The sequence below is a fragment of the Gordonia terrae genome (assembly GCF_001698225.1).
Taxonomy (GTDB): Bacteria; Actinomycetota; Actinomycetes; order Mycobacteriales; family Mycobacteriaceae; genus Gordonia; species Gordonia terrae.
In genome coordinates, this window is the sequence record NZ_CP016594.1 from 4206939 (window position 1) to 4228724 (window position 21786).

Genomic DNA, 21786 nt, shown 5'->3' on the forward strand with positions numbered 1-21786 from the left:
CTAGACGGTCTCGGCGTGGCCGAACAGCACCGAACTGACGAGCGGCGCCATCGGGCCGCCGATGAACAGCGACGTCCGCACGTCGGCAACCTGATTGGTCGACGTGCCGCGAACCTGACGGACCGCTTCCACGGCCAGATTCAGTCCGTTGATGAACGAATCCGCCAGATTGCCGCCGCTGGTGTTCACCGGCAGCTTCCCGTGGGGTGCGGTCAGATTGTCGACGGTCATCACGGTGCCCGCCGCCTCGCCGGGCGGGCACAACCGGTGATCGACCAGCGCGGCAACCGCCGGACCGCTGAAGTTCTCGTATACCTGGACCACATCGACGTCGTCCGGCCCCAAGCCGGCCGACGCCCAGAGACGCTCGGCTACACCGGGTTTTCCGTTGTTCGCCGGACCGAACCCGGCCGTCGAATACTGTGCGTCGTTGTCGACCCGCTCGCAGAACCCACCCGGCGCTCCCTGTGCGCCGGCGAGCACGAACGCCGGGTCCCGACGGAGATCGCGCGCGCGGTCGGAACCGACGAGCACCAGCGCGACCGCGCCGTCGCTCTCCCGTGAGCAGTCGTAGAGATGGAAGGGCTCGGCGATCATCCGCGAGGACTCGTAGGTCTCCTCGTCCAGCGGCTTGCCGTGGCCCTGCGCCGTCGGATTCTGCTGCGCGTGCTGATAAGCCGCCAGCACCAGTGAACGCATCGCCGAGCGGGGCACGCCGTCGTGTTCGAGCATGCGCTGAGTTCGCATGGCACAGATCTGGGCGGGCGAACCCACGCCATGCGCGAGGAAGTGAGATCCGTAGTGGTACTTGGCATACCCCAGGCGACCGGTGTCGGCCTGGGACATCGCGCGGTACACGACGACGCACTGCGCCTGACCCGACGTGATGGCGACAGCCGCATTGGTGATCGCGGCCGCCACGCTCCCGCCACCGCCGCCCCACATCATGTTCGACCAGCGCAGTTCGTCGATCATCAGTGCGGCCCCGAGGATCGGCCCGTCGTTGGAACCGCCTGCGTAGGAGACGAATCCGTCGACCTCACGTGGCGACACCCCGGCGTCGGAGCACGCGTCGAGGATTGCCCGGATCGTCATCTGCTGCTCGGTGAGCGGTGACTGCCCGCGCTTGTAATGCATCTCGGAGACGCCGACCACGGCAGCGCCACCACGAATCCCGTTGCTCATCTGCGTTCTCCATCGTTCGTTTCGGCCCGCTGCCAACGGAGAAGCGGCCACGGTTCACCGTCGCGCTCCTCGAAGACGCCGACGACGCGATCGCCGATCTTCGGGGTGCTTTCGGGATCGTCGGTCAGGATGCCCAGCACCCGCCGGCCACCTGCATTCTCCAGTTCCACGAGCACGCTGACATACGGGAGCCGGTCGGCCAGTTCTTCGATGTACGGATACCAGCTGCGGCTCCAGCTGTAGATCGTGCCGACGGGTTCGACTGTCTCCCAGCCGAGATCGAGCGAGTGGCAGTTCCCGCACACCGACTGGGGGCTCCAGATCCAGGTCGAGCAACTGCGGCAGCGCTGGAGGCGCAGCTCCCTCTCGGCCAGCCCATCCCAGTACGGCTGGTCGAGCCCGTCGGCGGCGGGCCCCCAGGGGATGTCGGCAGTCGTCATCGCACCGACTCGGGCGCGAAGTTCTCCAGGGCCCCGGCGAGCCACTCGCCGTCCCGGCGCTCCCAGATGGAACGTAGCCCGATCTCGCGACTCTCGGTCGTGTAGACGGTCTCTCCGACCATGCGATCGCCGTCGGCCCGGACGCCGACGATCCGGTGCGCGTCCACCGCACCCCGCGGGACGTCGACGCCGTCGAAGACGGCCGGGATGTTCTCCTGGATCATCTCGGCCATCGCGGCCTTCATGTCTCCCGCGACCACGTGCCCGACATGATGCTCGTAGCGCACCCGGAAGTCATCCAGTTCGCTCATCGTTGCTCCTCCTCACCACCGGGCCGTGCCCGACGTCGTTGCGTAAACCTTACGGCTTTAGTTATAAGGCGTCAATCGAGATGTGCGGAGCCGTCGGTAGCCACACGCACCCGTCGTCCCTGAGCCTCGGTGGTCGCGAGTTCGTCCAGGTCGCCGCTGTCGGTGATCACCGCCAGGGTGCGGCCGCCGCCGTGAACGCGACCGGCGACGAATGCCCGCTCAGGGACTCCCGTGCGGTCGTAGGCCACCGTCCAGGTCTCGAGTTCGGCGACACCCTCGTGGGATTCGACCACCTCGACCGTCGGCTCGGCACCCGTCCATGCCCGGTGCACCGCTTCGGTGACATCTTCCCGGCGAAAGCCCGCCGCGGGCGGCTCGGTCGAGTACACGCCGAAGGCGTGCTTCGTCAGGTACCCACTGTTCGCGGTCACCAGGCCGAAGGTGCCGGGCGACCCGCGCAACCGGGTGGCCACCGTGGCGATCGCATGCGTGCTGTAGTTGTTCCACGGACCGCCCGCGAAGGTGAGCCCGCCGGTGCAGGTCAGCGGACGTTCCGGATCGTTTGCGGGAACGCCGATCTCGCGCGCCGCCACCTGCACGGCCGAGGGGAAGCAGGAGTAGATGTCGAGGTGAGCGACGTCGTCGATCGCGATCCCCGCGAGTTCGAGCGCACGGGCGGCGCCGATCCGGATCGGTGCCGAACCGTTCAGGGCGGGACGCGCCGCGACGGCGTCGGTGTCCTTGGATTCGGTTCCGCTGTGTGGGAACACCCACGACGAGGTGGGGATTCCCAGGCGTCGTGCGGTCTCGACCGAGCACATCACCAGTGCCGCACCCTGGTCGACCATGTTGTTCGAGTTCAGCAGCTTCGGGTAAGGAGACGAGATGAGGCGATTGCCATCGGTCGGAGTCGTGATCTCTCCCGGGGCATACGTACGCCTGGTCCAGGCGTAGGGATTATCCGCGGCAACCTCGCTGAACGACGACCACAGTTCCCCGAGCAACTTCTCGTGGTCGGCGATACTCCGACCCGCTCCGACGCGGAGAGCCTGCTCGAACAACGGGTAGACGAAGGACGGTCTGTCGAGTCCGATCCGCCGCTCGCTCTCCGCCTCCATCGGAACGTCCGGGACGATGATCGGCGCGGACGGCACAGTTTCGTCCTGTCGGGTCCAGTCGGGCCGTTCCCCCTGTGCGCGGAGTTTCATCCGCGTGCGCCAGGCTTCTGCACCCCCGATGAGAACGACGTCGGCGCGGCCCGTGGCAATGTCTTCGGCGGCACCGTTGACCAGCACCTGCGGCGTGCTGCCGCCGTTCCCGGTGTAGCCGGTGTGTCGCGGATCTGCCCCGATCCGTTCGGCCACCAACGCACCGGGGTCGCGGTAGCGCCATGACAACAGGCCGACCACGCGGATGGAGTCGATCAGTTCGAGGAGGCGCGACGTCCCGGCTTCGGCAGCCGCCTCGTGTGCCGCGCGCGCGATGAGATCGACCGGCTCGACGCCACCGTCGTGAGCGGTGATCTGTCCGCCGCCGACGAGGACGGGCGTGCGGGGATCGATGGTCATGGTGGCCTGCCTTCAGTTCGACGAGACGGCGGTGACCGTCCCCTCAAATCTAAACTCGATAGGTAATAGGCCGCAATCCGCCCCTCGTGGATTGCGGCCTGGCCCCGCGTCAGACGCGCGGGAGTACCTCCGTGGGAGCGTCCTGCCAGATCCGGTCGTCGCGTCGGCGATCCGCGATGTCGGCGGCATGCGCGCGGTTCTCGCCGCGGATCTGGTCTTCCTGCTCCTGGCTGCGGCGGATCGCCTCTTGGGCGTTCTGCGGCAGGTCGGGAAGCATCTGATGGACGCGCTCGCGGTGACGGGCGATCGCCTTGCGTTCGGGCATACCGGGATTGGGCTGCACCTGCGGGATGATCTCGGTGAAGTCCTCCTTGGTACCACCACCGGAGATACCCGCAGCCGCCATCGCCGCCTCCTGGGCGACGAGGGCCTCGTCCTTCTCCTCCGACATACCGATCGGACCGAACCGGTCACCGGAGAGGAACTGCTTGACCACCGGCTGCTCCGAGGTCAGCAACTGCTCACGCGGACCGAACATCACCAACTCCTTGCGGAACAACATGCCGATGTTGTCCGGGATCGTCCGCGCGATGTTGATGTTGTGCGTCACGATCAGGATCGTCGCGTCGATCTGGGCGTTGATGTCGATCAGCAACTGGCTGATGTAGGCGGTACGCACCGGATCCAGACCCGAGTCCGGCTCGTCACACAGAATGATCTGCGGATCCAGCACCAGCGCACGCGCCAGACCGGCACGCTTGCGCATACCGCCGGAGATCTCACCCGGGAGTTTGTCCTCGGCACCGGTCAGACCGACGAGGTCGATCTTCTCCATCACGATGTCGCGGACCTCGTTCTCCTTCTTCTTCGTGTGCTCACGAAGCGGGAACGCGATGTTGTCGAACAAACTCATCGACCCGAACAACGCACCGTCCTGGAACAGCACGCCGAACAGCTTGCGGATCTCGTAGAGTTCCTTGGCCGAACACTGCGTGATGTCGGTGCCATCGATGATCACCGAACCCTGCTCGGGATGCAGCAGACCGATCAAGGTCTTCAGGAACACCGACTTACCGGTACCCGACGGACCCAGCAGCGCGGAGACCTCCCCCTCCGGCAGGGTCAGCGAGACATCACGCCAAATGTTCTGCGAACCAAACGACTTCGTCAGGTTCTCCACACTGACCTCAACACCCATCTCGTCCTCCAGCTCTCGTGGTCGTCGTCAGTTGCCCGGAACGGGCGGATCGGCGGGGGCGGGTTGCTCGGCGGGCGGATTGCCGGGAATCGGTTGTTCGCCGGCCGGTGCACCGTTGCCGGGACTGTCGGCATCGAGATTCGATCCCGTGCTGCTGATCGCTGTGATCAGCCAGTTCTGGCTCTTGTCGAGGGTCACCCGATAGGTTGCCGTCGACTCGATCCCCGAGGGCGCCTGCACGTTCTTCGTCTGCACGTTGACGAAAGCGACGACCTGGTAGGTGTTGCCGTCGACCGATTCGACCTTGGCCGCGATCGGCTGCGCGGTCGACGACCACTGCAGCGGCCGGAGCAGTTGTTCCATCTGGGTCGACGCCCGTCGGAGCCGTTCGGAGAGCTCCGGTGATGTGCCCTTGGTGAGCAGGGTCCGCCACTCATCGGGGTTCTCGAAGCTCATGTCGGCGGCACCGGTGGCGTAGTCGAGCGCCACCTTCTCGGCCGCAGCATCGTCGGCGGCGGCCGCGTTCAACCGGTCGACCTCGCTGGAGGCGCTGGACCACTGCCACCCCAGCAATGCCATCGCTCCGACGACGAGCACAGCGACGGCGCCGATCAGGATTGATCGCAACGACACCGAGGCGGTGCTCAGTCGCCCGCGCTTCGTGGGTTCAGCGCGGTCCGCCGCCGAGTCGCCCGATGCTGCCGTTGCCGTTTCGGTATCCGCCGAGGCCGAGTTCTCGTCGGCGTCGGTCTCGGTGTCCGTGGTGATGGTCTTCGTCATCGCCGGTCTCCTGTCTGTGTCTGCTGGTCGATCTGTGCCGGAGCGCTCGGTGCGCTCGCTGCGGAATCCCGCGTCGTCGTGCGGGTGTCGGTCACCGTCACCCCCCGGCCGGGATGCGGATCTCCACAGCCCCGGAATCGGTTGCGTTGATCAGGTTGTCCAAAACCCGGCCGACATCGACGGTCCGCAGCGACGCCGCACCCGAGCGGGTGGCCGGCAGCAGGTTCTCACCGATGATCTTGAGGTCCGCGCCGCTGTCGTCGAGGAATTTCTGCAGAGCCGCGACCAGCGGCGTCGCCCCCTGAGTGATACCGGTGTACATCGGCCCACTCCAGTCGATGGCGTCCTTGACGCCCGACTCGAGTTCGGCGAATCCCACTCCGAAACCGGCTATGTGCGGAGTCGTCGCCCGCAGCAGCCCGGGTATCGGCTGCGACCGCATGAGCAGCGGTTGCATGGTCGCCAGCAGAGTGGTGAGTTCGTCTGCGCGCGCGGTGAACTCCGCAGCCAGCAGCCGTCCGGCTTTGTTGAGGTCCTCGATGACCTCGATGCCGTCGGGCAGCCCCATGTCGAGTTCGGCGAACACACGCTGGACCTTGTCGGGGTCGGTCTGTCCGAGCACCTCGGTCACCTGTTCGGACAGATCCTTGAACGTGGCGGCGTTGGAGACGTTCTCGCCGTCGATGTAGGCGTTGTCGGACAGGTACGGGCCCTCTGCGGTGGTGGGCATCACCGCGACATAGGCCTCGCCGAGCGCCGACAGGTTGTCGACGCGGAAGTTGCTCTCGACCGGAATGTTCTCCGTGTCGTCGTAGTTCCAGGTGATCTCGGCGCCGCGTGAGGATTGCGAGATCTCGGTCACGTGACCGATCTCGATGCCGCGGAGCAGAACTCGGGAACCGACGAGGATGCCGTTCGTGTCCGCCACCGTGATGGTCGCGTGCCTGGCCGACGGCGAGTTCACGTGTAGTCCGACGCTCAGGATGTAGGCGATGGACAACCCGGCGATGGCGAGCATCGCCACCACCGAAACTCGTGTCTTGGTGATCACTTGATCGCTCCCAACATCCGCAGCAGCATCTTCGTGTCGCCGAGCAACTCCGTCTTGCCTGCCGCCTGAACCGACGGGGTCGCAACCGAGGCGATGTTCACCGATGGCCTCTTCGCGAACGGAATCAGCGTGTCCTCCAAGAACTCGGCCATGGCGGCGCCGGTCGCAGGAGCCTGGTCCCACATCCCACGCCCGGCCTCGGCGGCGTCAGCCGCCGAGTTCAGCAGGGGCACGAGGAACAGACCGCCGGTGAACACCGACCCGACGGAGGGCAGCAGCGTGCTGATGTGGGCCACCAACGATTTCGACACGGTCTTCCAGTAGTGCTCGCCCTGCTCGGAGAACACGTGCTCGATCTGTTGCCGGCTGTCGGAGAACGACCCCGACACCGCGTTCAGGCTGTTGAGCATGCGGTCGAGTTGCGCGGTGTTGCGGGACAGGTCGTCGAGATCCTTCGAGACCGTGGTCGCGATCGACCGCACATTCTTGATCGGCGGCATGGTGCGATTCAGTGTCGCCATCGTGTCCTGGACCTTCTGAATGCTGCCGCCGTTGATGAAATAGGCGAGAACGGCAATGGTGTCCTCGAGGGGCGGCGGAGACGTCGTACGGTCAAGCGGGATCACGCTGCCGTCCCGCAGCAACTCACCACCGCCTTCGGTCGGCGGCTCGAGCGCCAGGTAGGTGTCGCCGAGTGGCGTGTTCTGCCGGATGATCGCCGAGGAGTCGGCGGGGACCGGGCGATCGTCGGTCAGTCCGACCACCACGTCGACACCTTCGTCGGTGGTCTCGGTGTGGTTCACGCGGCCGACCTGGAGCCCGTTCATCATCACATCGGCGCCGTCCGGCAGGTTGAGCACGCTCGCGAACTGCAGTGTGACCTCATAGTCGAGCGGGACACTGCTCTTCACCGACGGCAGCCGGTTCGGACTCAACGCCGAGCACCCGGTGAGTCCGATCACCGCTACGAGCACCGCGGCCAGGCCCAGTGCGGTTCGTCTTCCGATCATTTCTGGAGACCCGCCTTCTGCAACAGGATGGACAGTGCATTGACCGGCGCCGACTGTCCGCCGCCCACATCGATCTTCGGCGCGACATACGGAATCGAGAGCGCACCGGAGGACGATTCCTGCTGGCGCATGGCAGCGGCGACCGACGGCGTCATGGACACGAGTTGGCCGAGTTCGGGTGCACGCTGGGCGCCGTAGGCGATGATGTCTTCGACCGGACCGTGTAGCAGCGGCCACAGGATGTCCTCCCCGTAGTTCCGCTGGATGTCGTACATCAGCGCGATCGTCCAGCCGATTCCCCGGCAGAACCTCGCGACGTCGTAGAACAGGGTCGTCCCGAGCTGCGTGACCGAGGGCATCTGGTTCATGATCGACATGATCTGATCCCAGTTCTTCACTGCGTCGTCGGTCAGCGGCGCCATGTCGCGGATCGACGAACCGATGTCGGCGACGAACGCGTCCGGATTCTGCGCCGCGCGGGCGGCGTTCTCGAACATCCGCGACGCCTGCGGACCGGTCCCGGCGAACGCCCGGTCCGCACCGTCGAGGGCGGTCTCCAGGTCGTCGCCGCCGTTGTCGGACAATGACTTCAAGAAGTCCGCCGCAGAAGCGGCAACCTCCGAGATGCTCTTCGGGGTGAACGAGTTCTCCACGCCGATGCATCGCCCTTCCGCCAGGGCAGGGCCGCCTGCATAGTTGCCCACCAACTCCAGACTGCGGTCGGCCAGTAGCGACTTGGATCTGGTCACAGCCTTGACGTCGGCGGGATAGCTGCGCCCAGGGTCCAGCGAGAACGTGACCCGTACGTGGTCACCTCGACTCTCGATCCGGTCGATCGCTCCGACGCGAATACCCATCTGGGTGACCGGGTTTCCCTCATACAGGCCGATCGTGTCGGTGACATCGACGCAGAATCCGTCGCCGCCGGGCGCGCCGTCGTCGACGCCGGTGGCGCCTGCCGACGTCAATCCGATCGTGGTGATCACGCCGAGCAACACCACCACGGTCCCCAACGCGATGGCCAGGCGCCGTTTCGAGGAGCCAACGATCTCTCGCATCAGCAGTTCCTTCCGGGAATGGGGATGCACACGTCCTCGGTCCACAGGGTGCCGCCGCCGACCTGACGCATCCCTTCGGGAGTGATCCACTGCGCCAGCTTCTTCCGAGTGGCGACCAGCCCGTCGATGGCCGGGCCGAGCTGCTGCTGCAGCCGGATGATGGTGTCTTTCATCTGGTTCACGTGACTGGAGACCAGTTCGCTGTGGTTGAGGTAGAACCGCATGAACGGAGCCAACTTCATGAGGACGTTCGCGAACAGCTTGTAGGCGTAGTTGAAGCCCGCGGAGTTGACGTGGTAGGTGCTCACCACGATGTCGATCTTGCGGATCAGCTCGAAGACGAACTCACGGTTCCCGTTGAACGTCTGCAGGTACTCCGCGGCGAGCGAGGCGATGTCGTGAACCTGGCCGCGTTGCCTGTCGAACACAGCGGTGACCGACTCGAGACCGTTCACGATGGAGCGCAGCGAGGTGTCGTTCCCATCGAGTGCGCCGGCGACCTGGTCGAGGTTGGCATTGACCTCTCGGGTGTCGACCGTGTCGGTGGTACTCGGCACGGCCTGGATCACATCGCCGATCGAGTAGGGAACGGTCACCCGGCCGGCCGGGATCGGGCCGCTGAGCTCCTCACGCCCGAGCGGGATCATCGTGATCGCGTATCCGCCCACCGGCGTGAGCATCCGGACTTCCATCTTCGTCTGGTCACCGACGAACGTCTCGGCATCGATGCGCGCGGTGACCTTCACCCGATCGGGTTGGAGTGCGACGTCGGACACCTTGCCGATGCTGATGCCCGCGACGCGCACGTCCTGTCCGGACTCGATCGCCGAGGCGTCGGTGACCTCGAAGGTGATCGTCTTCTGGCCCGGCGGACGCAGATAGATGATCGCGAGAGTGCCGAGGAGGGCCGCCACCACGACCAGGACGATCACGCCGAGCACGCCGTCGTGGGAGGTGAATCTGCGTATCCCCTTCTGGTTCATCGATTGCACAGGACCACCTCGCTACCGGTCATCAGGATTCGCACGTCGGAGGGAATGTGCGCGCGACCTTTCGCGCACTGCTTGCTGAACGAGGCATGCGTGTCGATGCCTCGCAGACCTGCAAGCGCATTGGGCATCAGCTGGAAGGACTTCAGCGCTTCCTGCATGGACGAGAACGTGGTCTTGAGGAATACGTCGACATCGAATTCCTCGTTCACACCGAGCGCCACCAGAAGCCTCTCGATCGGTTCGAAGAGTGCGGGTCCGGCGCTGGCGGTGACCGCGAACTCATCCAGAACCGTCATGGCGTTGCTGATCGGCAGATCGACCGCTTCCAGAAAACCCATGACCTGTGGCGACCGACCGCCCATCGTGTCGGCGATACGAGCCAGATTCGACGTCAGGGTGGAGATGAGCTGCTGCCGATTCTCGGCAAACCGCGCCAGCTTCTGGGTGCTGTCCAGCATCGGGCCGAGGCCGCTGCCGTCACCCTGGAGCAGGGCGATGGCGTTCTCGCTGAACTGATTGACCTCGTCGGCGTTCATCGTCGTCAGAACCGGTTGGAGTCCGTTGAACAGTGACGTGATGTCGAAGGACGGAACCGTCTGTGCGGTCGTCGCGTGACTCACCATGGTCCCGGGCGTCTTGCCGGGTTGCAGGTCGAGATACCGCACTCCGGTCAGATTCTGGTACTTGATCGCCAGGGTCGACGTCGACGTCAGCTTCTGGCTGTCGTCCATGGTGAACTCGACCCGCGCATAGGGGGACCCGTCGTCGTTGCGTTCGAGGTCGACCGACACGATCTTGCCGATCCGCTTCCCGCGGAATCGGACGTCGCCGTTGTCGTGGAGACCCGACGCATCGGTGAAGTCGGCGCGGTAGGTCACCACGCTGGCGTCGACCGGGTTCCGCATGGCGTTCACGACGAGCACGAACAACATGACGGTCACCGCAGCGACCACCGCGACCTTTGCCCCGGCGACAACTGTGCTGCGAGATGCCATCTCAGTTACCTCCCGCGCGTCGACCGTCGATGGACTTCATACGTTCCAGCGGACCCGAGACGGCCGGCACGCTGTCGAGGAGGAGGCGCAGCTGCAGCGTCTTGCTTGCATCGTCGCCCGTGAAACTGTTGCGCAACTGCTCGATTGCCTTTCGTGTCTTCGCCATCGACGCACCCCCGCCGATCATCTGCGGTACCGGGTCGATCAGATATTTGAACGAGGTGACCAGGGGCGTCAGGTCGGCCGAGTGGGAAGCCAGCAGCGTTCCCGCCGCACCGAACAATCCGCCGGAGGCGACTTCCAGCGATCGGTTCATGAGATCGTGGTACGCCTCGTCCACTCCTCGCGAACCGTCGGGCATCTTGTTGAAGACGCTGCCGGTGATCGCGTCGAGAGCCTTCATCGCCTCACGGTTGAATCCCGGGAATGCCTCGGCAAGGTCGTTCATCTCGCGCAGCAGCGTGCTGGGCAGGTGGCGTTGGGTGCGCGCCACCTTGTCGGTGAAGATGATCGCGGTCTCGATCAACGGGGAGAGTCCGTCGGCGTAGCGCATCACCTCGTCGAGGCTCTCGATCATGTCCCGCGTCAGGGTGCCGTCCACGACGATCGAACTCCGCTCGATCATCGTCGACATGGTGAAGTCGGGGGCCGCGGAACGCCGGAGCGTCTGTCCGTCGGACAGTTCCGACCCACCCGGCATCGCGATCAGGTTGACCGCGGTGACGCCGAAGTAGTTCTGCGGCCGGTAGTCGACCTCGAACGAATCGGTGAGACTGTCGGCGGCCTGCGGATCGAGCACCACGTCGACGTGCACGACTTCGGGGTCGGTGGAGTCGATGGCGGTTACCTCGCCGACCTCCGCGCCGCGCAACAGGATTCGGCTCCCGGTGTCCACCCCCGGGCCGAGAGCCGGCAGCACCAGATGGAGATCGGTGCCCTTGGGCGCGGTGGCCCGCGGATAGACCACGGCGAAGACCGTGACCACGACGGCGAGTACCGCCACCGCGATGACGCCGGCGCGGACCAGTGTCCGCGTCTGGCCGCGGGCATCCCCGCGGAGGAAGTCCTGACTGCTGTATGACGACACGTCAACCCCTGAACGGAAGGACCGGATTGAGGCCCCAGATGGCCACGGTCATGAGGAAATTGAGGACAACGATGGCCACCAGGCTCGCACGGATCGCCCGCCCGGATGCGGCACCGACACCGGCCGGCCCGCCGGACGCGAAATACCCGTAGTAGCAGTGGATGATGGTGATCACCGCACAGAAGATGAGTGCCTTCGCCACCGACGCCAGCAAGTCCGGTATCGAGACGAACTGGGCGAAATAGTGATCGTAGGTCCCCTCGGGTTGGTCGTGGAACAGCTTCACGATCAGCCCGCCTGTCAGGAAGCTGACGACCAGGGCCATGAGGTAGCTCGGCAGGACCACGAGCATGCCGCCGATCAAGCGTGTCCCGACCACGAACGGGATCGCGCGAAGACCCATGGTCTCGGTGGCGTCGATCTCCTCGGAGATCCGCATGGCACCGATCTCGGCGGTCATCCGGCAGCCTGCTTGAGCCGCGAATCCGATCCCGGTGATGATCGGCGCGACGACACGGATGTTGCCGAACGAGTTGATGATCCCGGTCAGCGCGCCGAAACCGAGGAGGTCGAACGCCATGAAGGCCATGATCGCCACCACCGATCCCACGGCGATCCCGAGGAAGAACATCAGGCTCACCACACCGCCGTCGACGATGATCGAGCCGCTGCCCCAGGCCATGTCGTTCATGGTCTTCATCGTCTGCTTGCGGTAATGCCGGATTGTCGTGGGCAGCAGAACGAATGTCTTGCCCACGAACACGACGATCTGACCGAACGTTGCGAACGCGTTGGTGAAGCTCTCGCCCACCGAACGTCCCAGCCGGCCCAGTGCGCCGGTACGAGGAGCTGCGTGTGTTGTCATGTCGTCACGCCAATCGGGCCGGGAAGAACATGGCCTGCAGCTGGCTGACCGCCATGTTCGTCATGAAGATGCAGAGGACGCTCAGGACCACCGACGCGTTGACCGCGTTGGCGACGCCCTTGGGCCCGCCCTTGGCCTCCAGCCCTCGCAGGCTCGCGATCACCACGACGATGAACGCGAACAGGACCGCCTTGAGGACCGAGAACATCAAGTCCGTCGGTGTCGCGAAGGTGCCGAAGGACTGCCAGAAGCTGGCCGGTACCACGTCGTTGACGTTCGCCGAGATCGCAAGTCCGGCTGCGACTCCCGAAGCGATGATCATGACGCAGAGCGCCGGCGCGATCGCCAGCATGGCCAGGAACCGGGGCACGATGAGCCGCTGAACCGGATTCACGCCGATGACCCGCATCGCCTCGATCTCCTCGCGGATCGATCGTGCGCCGAGATCCGAGGCGATGGCCGACGCCGCGGCGCCGCTCATCAGCAGGCCGGCCGCCATCGGGGCTCCCTGGTTGACCACGCCCAGGCCGCTCGCGGCACCGGCGAGTGAGTTCGCGCCGACTTGATCCATGACACCGCCGACCTGAACCGACACCTCGGCGCCGATGGGCACCGCCATGAGAAGCGCCGGGAGCGCGGTGACCTTGAACAGCTTCCACATCTGATCGATCACCTCGGCACCGGCCAGGCGCAACGAGAGCGCGTCGGTGATCGCGAAGCGGATCATCTCCATCGCCAGACGCGCCGAGCGGCCGATGGTCGCCAGACTGCGTGTGATCCGGTCGATCACGCCGCCACCCACCCTGCGGAGCGCGTCAACCGACCTCACTCCTGGACTGCGCTCTCCCAGAGCACTGACGGTCATTGGTGATCCTCTCGAATTGTCGCGGAGCCATCCGCGTCGGTCGTACTTCGGGTGACGTTCCACCCCTGGCTGTCTGGGACGTTTGACCACCCGGTGGCGCACGCTTGCGGCCACTTTCCACCAGACGTGCCTGTGGCCTAAAACCTTTAGTTGAACTACTGTGACCCCCGACACTTTGACCGCTCCTGAGCCTAGCAGTCATGAGACGTAATCTGTCAAGTGTCAGCAGCTCGGGATCGAAGGAATCAGCCACCGAACCGGGCCAACCGGACACCGAGAGACGCCGCCGGCGACCTTTCGGACACGTCCGGCCGCCGGACGCGCTCCCGGCGCGGTCCGGTCAACCGACAGCGGCGGCAGCCCCCGGGCGGCTCAGCCCATCAGCCGCCGCAGCACCTTCTCCATCGCACGGCTGTATGGCGGGTAGGTCGCCGCCAGGTCCGGGCGAGCAGGTTTGCTCAAGACCGCCTTGCGATGACTGAACGTGTCGAATCCGTTCCGCCCGTGGTAATTCCCCATTCCGGAAGCTCCGACGCCGCCGAACGGCAGCTCGGGGACCAGAAGCTGGTACAGCAGATGATTCACCGTCACCGAACCCGATGACGTCCGCTCCACGACCGCATCCTCGACCGCCCGGGAACCGGTGAACAGATACAGGGCAAGCGGTTTCGGCCGGGAGTTGACGAAGTCGATCGCGGCGTCGAGGTCGGGCACCGAGATCAGCGGCAACACCGGGCCGAAGATCTCCTCCTGCATCAGCTCGGAGTCGGGATCGGGGTCGGTGACCAGCGCAGGCTTGATCGTCCGCTTGGCATCGTCGATCTCGCCGCCGTACTGTTCGCCGCCATGGGTCTGGAGAACGCGTCGCAGGCGGTCCACATGGCGCTGATTCACGATGCGGGTGGTGTCGTGCGCGGCCCGCAGCGGTAGCTCCTCGAGCAATCGTTCGACCAGCGCGGGCCGTACGGACTCCTCGACGAGGACATAGTCCGGAGCGGTACACGTCTGGCCCGCGTTCACCGACTTGGCCCACGCGATGCGTCTGGCCGCCACGTCGAGATCGGCGTCGGCAGCGACGATCACGGGACTCTTGCCCCCGAGTTCGAGTGTCACCGGGGTCAGATTCTGGGCGCTCGCGGCCATGACCGCGCGGCCGATCGACGTCGACCCGGTGAAGAAGGTGTGGTCGAACGGCTGGGCTGCCAGTGCGGCGCTGACCTCCGCGTCCCCCAGTACGACGCGCACAGCCTCGGCGTCGAGGTAGCGCGGGAGTTGTTCGGACAGCAGCCGCGCAGTGGCGGCCGCCAGCTCCGACGGTTTCACCACGGCGGCGTTGCCGGCCGCGAGGCAACTGACCAGCGGATGCAGCGTCAAGAGGATCGGGAAGTTCCACGCGCCGAGGATGAGCGCGACCCCCTTCGGCTCGGACACGACCCATGCCTTTCCGGGCGCGGTCGCGGCGCTCATCCGCACCTTGTCCGGCTTCATCCACCGCGCCACGTTGGCGAGTGAATGCCGGATCTCGTGCCGGACAGGAGCGACGTCGGCCATGAAGGTTGCCATGGACCCGCGTCCGAGATCGGCTCCGATCGCGGCTGCGATCGCCGGCTCGCACTCATCGATGAACCGCAGCAATCCCTCGAGCTGCGCGACTCGCCACGACAGTGGTCGCGTGCGACCACTGTCGAACGCGGATCGCGCGCCGGCCAACGCCGACCCGGATTCGGTGCCGGCCGTGCTCGTCGACATCTCGGTAACACTCATGGTGGCTTCGCTTTCTGCTGCGTCGAGGACTCACCCCCGGGCTGAAGTATGCGGCGAGCGTACACAGTGTTCAGACGTGATGTCAATCACTTGCGGTGCCTTGTGGGGCGCTCGTCCCACCGACCATACATCTTGTATGGAGGCGGCGTCTGCCCTATCGTGAGCTCATGATCGACTGGACCGTCACCGCACACACCGAGACGCTCGAAACCGCGGACGGCGACGGGGTCCGCCGCCTGATGCTGTCGCGCCCCGCCGCGCTCAACGCTTTCGACGAGGCGCTCCAGAGCGACCTCCTGGACGCGGTCGCCGCCGCCGCGACCGACGACACCGTGCGATGCGTTCTTCTCGCCGGTCGAGGCCGGGCCTTCTGTGCCGGAGCGGATCTCGCGCTCGACGGGGTCGGCCCGGATGTGCGGCTGGCACCGCGGACCGAGCGCGAACTCACGCAGTTCTACAACCCGATCGTGCGCGGGCTGCGCGAGATGCGAAAGCCGGTCGTGGCCGCGGTGAACGGGGCTGCGGTGGGCGTCGGTTGCGCCGTCGCCCTCGCGGGCGACCACGTCGTCGGAGCGAGGTCGGCGTCGTTCGCACTCGCGTTCTCACGAGTGGGGCTCACACTCGACGGCGGCGCCTCGCTTCTCGTCGGGGCGCGCGTGGGATTCGGTCGTGCGTCGCGGATGGCCCTGCTGGCCGAACGGGTCGATGCCGACACCGCGTTCTCCTGGGGGCTGATCGACGCGGTGGTCGACGATGCGGATCTCACCGACCACGTGGAGTCCCTCGCCGGAAAGCTCGCCGCCGGACCCACCGAGGCCTATGCCGCGACCAAACGCAGCCTGAATGCCGCACTGCTCCATCGCCTCGAGGATGCCTTCGACGTCGAGGTCGCGGGTCAGACCGCCCTCGTCGACAGCCCCGGCTTCCGAACCGCGATCACCCGCTTCAGCGGGTCGAAGGGCTGAAAACCGCTGCCTCTCACCGACTTCCGTAGATCGCGGCGTACATGAATCTCGCCACCATGTCGGTGACCGCGTCGATGTCGTCCAGGTGCGTCTCACCGGCGAGCGATCCTGCGATCGTACGCTCGATGGTCCACAGCAGCGTGGCCGTGTATTCGCTGGCCGGTGGCCCGGCCGGTGCCAGACCTCGTGCCCGATCGGCGACGATGATCGATTCCAGAGTCGTCTCCATGGCGTTCATGGCGGCGAGGTACTCGGCTCGCAGTTCCGGCAGGCGTGGCCACTCGTGCACGGCGTTCTTGATCACGGCGCCGGCATGTCCGTCGAGATGAAGCCACTGTCCGACCTGCGCGAGCAAGACCGATGGGTCCTGCCGGTCGACGTCGGCGACCGCGGTCAGCGCGGCGACGATGTCGGCTGCCGCCTGCCGGAACAGAACGACGAAAGCGTCTTCTTTGCTCCGGAAGTAGAAGTAGAAGGACGCGCGGGACGTGTTCGACTGCTTCAGGATCTTCGCCACGGACAACTCGGCCAGCGTCTCGGTGAGCAGTAGTTCGCGCATGGCCTGGAGGATGTTCTGCGCCGTCTCCGTCTCCACCGCGGGATTGTCGATCGCGGGGAGCAACTCCCGCTTTGCGTCGGCGGCATCGCCCGACTTCTTGCGTCGGCCCTTCGGCACCGTCCGGCCGCCGTAGATGGCCGCTTCGTTGATGGCACTCAGCGACGTGGTGACACTCGCCGCCGCGGGAAGCCGATCGTCGAGCCCCCGCGTGCTGACGTAGAAGGCCCGTTCGGAACCACCGACCAGCATCGCGGCCAGCATCTTCGCGGGAGCGCCGTCCGGAGCGCGGCCCTCGGCACGCTCGAACGTGATCTGCTCGGCGACGGCCGCGACGAACTGCTCGAACATCCGCTGCCAGGCCGCGGCGACCGCGGGCTTGCTGTGCATGTGCTCGATGACCGCGCAGATGACCGCCCCATGTCGCGACCACATGTCGAGCGTGTGCTCGAGACTCGAGCCCATGCGCCGTGCCCGATCACGTCCCGGATCGGTGGACCACGGCGCATCAGCGGCGTAGGACTCGTCGAACACTCGTCCCAGAAGCGCCACCAGGACGTCGTACTTGTTGGCAAAGTAGTGGTAGAAGTTGGCCCGGGAAAGGCCGGCCGTCTCCAGGATCTGAGCAACGGTCAGATCCTGAAGAGATGTCGACGTGAGCAGTTCCTCGGTCGCCCGGAACACCGCGAGTTCGGCAGGGGAACTCCCGTCGTAGTCACGGGGGCGCCGCCGCACGAAAGAACTCGAAGCCATAACGGCATCATACTTCATGTCCGGACACAACGTCTGCCCGGTTCGAGGTCACGCACCGCGCGAGCGCGCCGCACTCACCCCGCGAAGCAGCGCCGCGTCGAAGTCGTCCGGACACTCCAGCATCGGGTAGTGGCCGACGTCGAACTCGACGAGCGTGCTGTTCAGGCGCTCGCGCACCCATCGGGCACCGCGAACCGACAGCGCCGGGTCCGCGGTACCGATGATCTGGGTCACGGGTACGGCGAGACCCTCGAGCAAGTGCGTCTGTTCGGTGCACATCAATGTGCGCAGTGCGGCGCGGCCGGCCCAACTCGGCGTCTGCAGCGAGATACGGTGCAGCCAGTCCAGAATGTGCGGGTCGGGCGCGCCACCCTTGAACGGATCACCGACGGCACGCCGTCGCAGAGATACCCGGTCCGCGTGCTCCGCGGCGAGGAGATTGTCCAGAGGCCCCTCGGGGGGCACCCCGAACGGAAAATCCTCGAACCGTGCCGCCGCAACGCCGTTGGTGGCGACCAACACGAGAGCCCCTGCGAGATCGGGCCGTTCGCGTGCCAGGCGGAGGGCGACCATCCCGCCCAGCGACCAGCCCACGATGGCGGCCGAGCCCAGGCCACGCTGCTCGATGACCTCGAGCGCATCATGCCGCAGGGAGTCGATGTCGTAACCGTCCAGCGGCGCATCCGAGTGCCCGTGCCCTCGGAGATCCATGGCGACGACCCGATGACCGCTCTCGGCCAACACCCGTATCTGCCGATCCCACACCTCTCCGCTGAGACTCCAGCCATGGATCAGCAAGACGCCCGGACCGTCTCCGACGTCTCGCACCGAGAGCCGGACACCGTCCCGCGTGTGCACGAGGTGCCGCGTCATGAGACGGCATCCCGATGGAAGGTCGCGACCTCCGCGACCGACTGCCTGCTGGTGCGATACGCGTTGACCGGCGCGTCCCCGTCGGGGTAGCCGAACGAGATACCCACGACCACTCGCCGTTCGGACTTCAACCCGAGATACTCCCGGATCACCGGCGACTGCGTCGCCAGTGCCGCCTGCGGGACGGTCGCGATCCCGATCTCATGGGCCGCCAGGATGAAGTTGCTGATGAACAAGCCACAGTCGACCGCTCCGTAGGGACCCAGCGCAGCCTCGGTCGTCACGATCGCCACGTGCGGCGCTCCGAAGAAGTCGAAGTTGCGCAGCATCTGTCGGCCCGAACCGGCCCGATCGGACTTCTCGATACCGAGGCTTGCATAGAGCTGCAGACCACTCTCGCGACGACGCTCCTGGTAGACGCCGTCATACGCGGCCGGGAACTCGATGTCGGGATTCTGCGCCGGCCCGTCCGCGATCGCGGCCCGCAAGGCGTCGCGCAGACCCTCGGCGGCACCCCCACTCAGCACGTCGACGTGCCACGGCTGCGTGTTGCACCACGAGGGAGTCAACCGGGCCACATCGAGCACTCGCTCGATCTCGGCCGGCGGCACCTCACGAGGGAGGAACTCGCGGCAACTCCACCGGGATTCCAGCAGCTCCCGCAAGGTCCGGGGCGGCAGCGATTCCGGAAGCGACGCCGCCGATGGTTTCGTCGATTCCTGGGACAGCGGTGACATCGATACTCCTCGGTCATTGGGGACGGGCCGACGCGTGGAACGCGGCTGGCCGCGAGCGCCTCGCGTCGGCATACAGGCGGCCAGACAATCAGTGTAGACATAGTGTTCAGTTGGGTCTACCCTGCGTTGTAACGACGATCACATGCGGTCGGCGTACCGATCACTCACCTAGGAGGCGCGATGACCATCACCGAGCCACACACGCAGCCGACGAGTTTCCGCGGCGATCTCGACGTTCCGCCGGGACTCCCGCGCGGAATCGATCTGGGACGGATTGCGAACAAGGACAAAGCGATCGCGATGTACGGTCGCGACCTGGTCGAGAAGCTGACCGACCACGCCCTGCTCGCCGACGACTACGCCTACGCGGCGATGCTCGACTTCAAGGACAAATCCAACAATTCGACGTGGCGCACCTTCGACCAGGCCCTCGATCACGGAATCGACGCGATCGACGACCCCAGCCCCGGACTGATCGCGCTGTTCGACCAGCTCGACCACATCCCCGACTGGGTCGATTTCGACCAGCTCTACCGCGGTGCGGTCGCTTTCTGGCGGGCCGGCCCGATCGTCCCGCCCGTCCTCGCCTGGGGCGCGATCGCCGGGGGCTTCTCCATGTACAGCGCGACCCGCCCGGTCCTGTTCAGCGGTCGGCTCCGCGAGCAGGACAAGGTGGGGACCCGGCTCATCGAGAGCTTCCGGTATGTGGTCGCCGCGTACACCCCCGGCGGGATGGCGCGTTTCGAGGAGGGCTTCCGTCTCACCGCGAAGGTCCGCATGATCCACGCCGCGGTTCGCCACAGCCTCGGGCGATCCGACCACTGGGACTGGGCCGGCTGGGGCATCCCCATCAACAACTTCGACAGCATGGTCACCCAGGCCGGCCAGTTCGGGGTGAAGTTCACCGATGCGGTCCAGTCCTCGGGAATTCGTTTCAGCGACCGTGAACTCGAGGACATCTTCGCCCTGAGCCGTTACGTGGGATACGTGATCGGCGTTCCCGAGGACATCCTGCACACGGATTACGAGGACGCTCGTCGCAAGACCGATCTGCACACGCTGGTCGAACTACCGCCGGACGAGCTCTGCCACGACGTCGTCCACTCGATCATCGAGTACAGCGTCGAGAATCCACCCGGCGACGTCGAGGTGCTACCGGGACCGGTGGCCAAGTTCATGACTAACGAACGTCGACTCAAGCTCGCCTATGGGTTGCTGCACTCGTGGATCCCACCGCACGTCATGGATGCTCTGGGCGTCGAGAAGACCGGATGGCGGCACATCCTGCCGACGATCAGCCCGCTCGTCACCCTTGCCGATCGAGTCGGACGGGTGTTGCCACACGACGACGAGAAGGCCGCGTTCACCATGCTTCGCCAATTCAACGACGCGATCAAACTCCCCGACGGCGCGAACAAGGAGATGGCCGTGGCCAACCCCGACGAGGTCCACGCGGACATCGCCGCGAACAAGGGCGGCATGCCGGTGGTCGCGAAGAAGTGAGCGTCGAGTCGACAACCCCTCCCCTGGCGGGCACCCGGATCATCGAACTCGCCGGCATCGGGCCCGGCCCCTTCGCCGCGATGATGCTGGCGGACATGGGTGCCGAGGTCATCACCGTCGACCGACCCGGGGGCAACCCCTGGGCGGTCGGCGGTCACGGCATCCTGTTCCGCAGCCGGCGGCATGTCGCCGTGAATCTCAAGTCCGAGGCTGGTGCAGCAGTGGTTCGACGTCTGTGCGCCGATGCCGACGGTTTGATCGAGACGTTTCGCCCCGGTGTGGCCGAACGCCTGGGGGTCGGGCCGGCGGACTGCCGGCACCACAACCCGAATCTCGTCTACGGCCGCATGACCGGCTGGGGCCAGACCGGTCCGATGGCGTCGCTGCCCGGCCATGACATCAACTACATCGCACTCACCGGCGCCCTTCATCAGATCGGACGGAAGGGTGGTCCACCGGTTCCGCCCCTGAACCTCGTCGGCGACTTCGGGGGCGGCGGCACCTTTCTCGCGTTCGGGATGCTGGCGGGCATCCTGTCCGCCCGCGCCGGCCACGGCGGCCGGGTCGTCGACGCGGCGATGATCGACGGCGCCTCGGCCCTGATGGCGATGTTCCATTCGTACCGGGCCGAGGGCGACTTCGTCGAGGAACGTGGCGCCAACCTGCTCGACACCGGCGCCTTCTTCTACGACGTCTACGAGACCCGCGACGGACAGTGGGTGAGCATCGGCGCCATCGAGAATCAGTTCTGGACGGAGCTCTGCGATGTCTTGGAACTGCCCGATGCGATGCGGCACGACCATCTCGATCCGAAGCGATGGGACGAGTACCGCATCATTCTCGAGAAGCGGGTCGCCGAATACGACCGGGCCGAACTCGACGCGCTGTTCGACGGCCGAAACACTTGCTACGCACCGGTTCTGAGGATGTCGGAGGCAGTGGAGCACCCGCACAATCGAGCCCGGAACACGTTCGTGACGGTCGACGACGTGGTGCAACCGGCTCCGGCCCCTCGCTTCGACGGCCATCCGCCCACGGCTCCCCGTCCGCGCCGCGCGCCGGGCGCCGACACTGTCGAGGTGCTCGGTGAGACCGGCTTCTCCCCGACCGAGATCGAGGCCCTGCTCGCCGATGGCGTGATCGACTCGACCCCATGACCTCGGTGGTTGCCCGGTCGAGAGTTCTTCCCGGGCAACCACCGATTCACCATCACCTCAGCAAGACCCCCGG

The 21786-nt window shown here is 65.9% G+C and carries 21 protein-coding genes; 3 read left to right on the top strand and 18 right to left on the bottom strand.

Features of this window, described 5'->3' with window-relative positions; genetic code table 11:
- The 15 genes from BCM27_RS18920 to BCM27_RS18990 all read right to left on the bottom strand — a co-directional run bounded on the left by BCM27_RS18920 (position 1) and on the right by BCM27_RS18990 (position 15169).
- Positions 1 to 1185, bottom strand: a complete 1185-nt coding sequence (locus tag BCM27_RS18920) for a thiolase C-terminal domain-containing protein (RefSeq protein ID WP_004023599.1) — start codon at positions 1183 to 1185, stop codon at positions 1 to 3.
- Positions 1182 to 1625: a Zn-ribbon domain-containing OB-fold protein gene (locus BCM27_RS18925; protein ID WP_004023600.1), complete on the bottom strand. Its 444-nt coding sequence runs from the start codon at positions 1623 to 1625 to the stop codon at positions 1182 to 1184. Before BCM27_RS18925 ends, BCM27_RS18920 begins: the two co-directional genes overlap by 4 nt.
- Positions 1622 to 1936 carry a hypothetical protein gene (locus tag BCM27_RS18930; RefSeq protein WP_004023601.1) on the bottom strand — a complete coding sequence of 105 codons (315 nt, stop codon included), beginning with the start codon at positions 1934 to 1936 and terminating at the stop codon, positions 1622 to 1624. Before BCM27_RS18930 ends, BCM27_RS18925 begins: the two co-directional genes overlap by 4 nt.
- Positions 1937 to 2007: 71 nt before the next feature.
- Positions 2008 to 3504: an acetyl-CoA acetyltransferase gene (locus BCM27_RS18935; protein ID WP_004023602.1), complete on the bottom strand. Its 1497-nt coding sequence runs from the start codon at positions 3502 to 3504 to the stop codon at positions 2008 to 2010.
- Positions 3505 to 3613: 109 nt separating this feature from the next.
- Complete coding sequence (locus BCM27_RS18940) at positions 3614 to 4702, bottom strand: ABC transporter ATP-binding protein (protein ID WP_068884409.1); 1089 nt, start codon at positions 4700 to 4702, stop codon at positions 3614 to 3616.
- Positions 4703 to 4729: 27 nt separating this feature from the next.
- Complete coding sequence (locus tag BCM27_RS18945; RefSeq protein WP_004019421.1) at positions 4730 to 5482, bottom strand: hypothetical protein; 753 nt, start codon at positions 5480 to 5482, stop codon at positions 4730 to 4732.
- A 97-nt stretch (positions 5483 to 5579) separates the two neighbouring features.
- Positions 5580 to 6533 carry an MlaD family protein gene (locus tag BCM27_RS18950; protein WP_004019422.1) on the bottom strand — a complete coding sequence of 318 codons (954 nt, stop codon included), beginning with the start codon at positions 6531 to 6533 and terminating at the stop codon, positions 5580 to 5582.
- On the bottom strand, positions 6530 to 7543 hold the full coding sequence (locus BCM27_RS18955; RefSeq protein ID WP_004019423.1) for an MlaD family protein: 1014 nt from the start codon (positions 7541 to 7543) through the stop codon (positions 6530 to 6532). Before BCM27_RS18955 ends, BCM27_RS18950 begins: the two co-directional genes overlap by 4 nt.
- On the bottom strand, positions 7540 to 8601 hold the full coding sequence (locus BCM27_RS18960; protein WP_004019424.1) for an MlaD family protein: 1062 nt from the start codon (positions 8599 to 8601) through the stop codon (positions 7540 to 7542). Before BCM27_RS18960 ends, BCM27_RS18955 begins: the two co-directional genes overlap by 4 nt.
- Complete coding sequence (locus BCM27_RS18965) at positions 8601 to 9584, bottom strand: MlaD family protein (RefSeq protein WP_004019425.1); 984 nt, start codon at positions 9582 to 9584, stop codon at positions 8601 to 8603. The genes BCM27_RS18960 and BCM27_RS18965 overlap by 1 nt, the downstream gene beginning before the upstream one ends.
- Positions 9581 to 10588, bottom strand: a complete 1008-nt coding sequence (locus BCM27_RS18970; RefSeq protein WP_004019426.1) for an MlaD family protein — start codon at positions 10586 to 10588, stop codon at positions 9581 to 9583. The genes BCM27_RS18965 and BCM27_RS18970 overlap by 4 nt, the downstream gene beginning before the upstream one ends.
- Position 10589: 1 nt before the next feature.
- Positions 10590 to 11675, bottom strand: coding sequence for an MlaD family protein (locus BCM27_RS18975; protein WP_004019427.1), 1086 nt, complete (start codon positions 11673 to 11675; stop codon positions 10590 to 10592).
- Position 11676: 1 nt separating this feature from the next.
- Entirely contained in the window at positions 11677 to 12540 is an 864-nt protein-coding gene (locus tag BCM27_RS18980) for an MlaE family ABC transporter permease (RefSeq protein ID WP_004019428.1), read from the bottom strand.
- A gap of 4 nt (positions 12541 to 12544) precedes the next feature.
- Positions 12545 to 13405: an ABC transporter permease gene (locus tag BCM27_RS18985; protein WP_004019429.1), complete on the bottom strand. Its 861-nt coding sequence runs from the start codon at positions 13403 to 13405 to the stop codon at positions 12545 to 12547.
- Positions 13406 to 13777: 372 nt separating this feature from the next.
- Entirely contained in the window at positions 13778 to 15169 is a 1392-nt protein-coding gene (locus BCM27_RS18990) for an aldehyde dehydrogenase family protein (RefSeq protein ID WP_004019430.1), read from the bottom strand.
- Positions 15170 to 15336: 167 nt separating this feature from the next.
- Here BCM27_RS18990 and BCM27_RS18995 point away from each other — a divergent pair, with 167 nt between their 5' ends.
- Positions 15337 to 16134, top strand: a complete 798-nt coding sequence (locus tag BCM27_RS18995) for an enoyl-CoA hydratase-related protein (RefSeq protein WP_004019431.1) — start codon at positions 15337 to 15339, stop codon at positions 16132 to 16134.
- Positions 16135 to 16147: 13 nt separating this feature from the next.
- On the opposite strand, the gene BCM27_RS19000 is transcribed toward BCM27_RS18995, so the two are convergent.
- From BCM27_RS19000 to BCM27_RS19010, 3 genes are read right to left on the bottom strand one after another with little or no spacing between them, the layout of a single operon-like run.
- Positions 16148 to 17443 (bottom strand): TetR/AcrR family transcriptional regulator, encoded by a 1296-nt coding sequence (locus tag BCM27_RS19000; RefSeq protein ID WP_004019432.1) that lies wholly within the window; start codon positions 17441 to 17443, stop codon positions 16148 to 16150.
- Between the two features lie 48 nt (positions 17444 to 17491).
- Complete coding sequence (locus BCM27_RS19005) at positions 17492 to 18316, bottom strand: alpha/beta fold hydrolase (protein WP_004019433.1); 825 nt, start codon at positions 18314 to 18316, stop codon at positions 17492 to 17494.
- Positions 18313 to 19053, bottom strand: coding sequence for a nitroreductase (locus BCM27_RS19010; RefSeq protein WP_004019434.1), 741 nt, complete (start codon positions 19051 to 19053; stop codon positions 18313 to 18315). The genes BCM27_RS19005 and BCM27_RS19010 overlap by 4 nt, the downstream gene beginning before the upstream one ends.
- A gap of 180 nt (positions 19054 to 19233) precedes the next feature.
- On the opposite strand from BCM27_RS19010, the gene BCM27_RS19015 reads away from it, so the two are divergent.
- Both BCM27_RS19015 and BCM27_RS19020 read left to right on the top strand, forming a co-directional pair.
- Positions 19234 to 20556 carry an oxygenase MpaB family protein gene (locus tag BCM27_RS19015; RefSeq protein ID WP_004019435.1) on the top strand — a complete coding sequence of 441 codons (1323 nt, stop codon included), beginning with the start codon at positions 19234 to 19236 and terminating at the stop codon, positions 20554 to 20556.
- A complete protein-coding gene (locus BCM27_RS19020; RefSeq protein ID WP_004019436.1) occupies positions 20553 to 21713 on the top strand; it encodes a CaiB/BaiF CoA transferase family protein in 1161 nt (386 codons plus the stop codon). The genes BCM27_RS19015 and BCM27_RS19020 overlap by 4 nt, the downstream gene beginning before the upstream one ends.
- Positions 21714 to 21786 lie beyond the last annotated feature (73 nt).

Coding starts and splice junctions, on each gene's coding strand:
- BCM27_RS18920 (WP_004023599.1), bottom strand. CDS start 1,185: ATGAGCAACGGGATTCGTGGTGGCGCTGCCGTGGTCGGCGTCTCCGAG.
- BCM27_RS19015 (WP_004019435.1), top strand. CDS start 19,234: ATGACCATCACCGAGCCACACACGCAGCCGACGAGTTTCCGCGGCGAT.
- BCM27_RS18990 (WP_004019430.1), bottom strand. CDS start 15,169: ATGAGTGTTACCGAGATGTCGACGAGCACGGCCGGCACCGAATCCGGG.
- BCM27_RS18945 (WP_004019421.1), bottom strand. CDS start 5,482: ATGACGAAGACCATCACCACGGACACCGAGACCGACGCCGACGAGAAC.
- BCM27_RS18940 (WP_068884409.1), bottom strand. CDS start 4,702: ATGGGTGTTGAGGTCAGTGTGGAGAACCTGACGAAGTCGTTTGGTTCG.
- BCM27_RS19000 (WP_004019432.1), bottom strand. CDS start 17,443: ATGGCTTCGAGTTCTTTCGTGCGGCGGCGCCCCCGTGACTACGACGGG.
- BCM27_RS18935 (WP_004023602.1), bottom strand. CDS start 3,504: ATGACCATCGATCCCCGCACGCCCGTCCTCGTCGGCGGCGGACAGATC.
- BCM27_RS18925 (WP_004023600.1), bottom strand. CDS start 1,625: ATGACGACTGCCGACATCCCCTGGGGGCCCGCCGCCGACGGGCTCGAC.
- BCM27_RS19005 (WP_004019433.1), bottom strand. CDS start 18,316: ATGACGCGGCACCTCGTGCACACGCGGGACGGTGTCCGGCTCTCGGTG.
- BCM27_RS18985 (WP_004019429.1), bottom strand. CDS start 13,405: ATGACCGTCAGTGCTCTGGGAGAGCGCAGTCCAGGAGTGAGGTCGGTT.
- BCM27_RS18970 (WP_004019426.1), bottom strand. CDS start 10,588: ATGGCATCTCGCAGCACAGTTGTCGCCGGGGCAAAGGTCGCGGTGGTC.
- BCM27_RS19010 (WP_004019434.1), bottom strand. CDS start 19,053: ATGTCACCGCTGTCCCAGGAATCGACGAAACCATCGGCGGCGTCGCTT.
- BCM27_RS18995 (WP_004019431.1), top strand. CDS start 15,337: ATGATCGACTGGACCGTCACCGCACACACCGAGACGCTCGAAACCGCG.
- BCM27_RS18965 (WP_004019425.1), bottom strand. CDS start 9,584: ATGAACCAGAAGGGGATACGCAGATTCACCTCCCACGACGGCGTGCTC.
- BCM27_RS18980 (WP_004019428.1), bottom strand. CDS start 12,540: ATGACAACACACGCAGCTCCTCGTACCGGCGCACTGGGCCGGCTGGGA.
- BCM27_RS18955 (WP_004019423.1), bottom strand. CDS start 7,543: ATGATCGGAAGACGAACCGCACTGGGCCTGGCCGCGGTGCTCGTAGCG.
- BCM27_RS18960 (WP_004019424.1), bottom strand. CDS start 8,601: ATGCGAGAGATCGTTGGCTCCTCGAAACGGCGCCTGGCCATCGCGTTG.
- BCM27_RS18930 (WP_004023601.1), bottom strand. CDS start 1,936: ATGAGCGAACTGGATGACTTCCGGGTGCGCTACGAGCATCATGTCGGG.